Raw genomic sequence first — 372 nt, forward strand, 5'->3', positions numbered from 1 at the left:
AGCAGGGCGTGACCGTGCTGAACCAGACCCCATCGGCGTTCAAGCCGCTGATGCGTGTGGTCTGTGACAGCACTGCCGATCTGGCGCTGCGCTACGTGATCTTCGGCGGCGAAGCCCTGGATGTGGCTGCACTGCAACCCTGGTTCGAGCGCTTCGGTGAGGACTGCGACAACCTGATCAACATGTACGGCATCACCGAGACCACGGTCCACGTGACCTACCGGCCGATCCGCTTCGCCGACACGCAACAGGCGGGCAGCCCGATCGGTGCGGCAATTCCGGACCTGTCGATGTACGTGCTGGACGCCGACTTCAACCCGGTGGCCAAGGGCTGCACCGGCGAGCTGCATGTCGGCCACGCCGGCCTGGCGC

The 372-nt window shown here is 65.6% G+C and carries 1 protein-coding gene; it reads left to right on the top strand.

Features of this window, described 5'->3' with window-relative positions:
- The coding region (locus ACODS9_RS26570) for an AMP-binding protein (protein WP_489095128.1) at window positions 1-372 on the top strand (372 nt) is incomplete at both ends.

Source organism: Pseudomonas sp. FG36, from assembly GCF_057809275.1.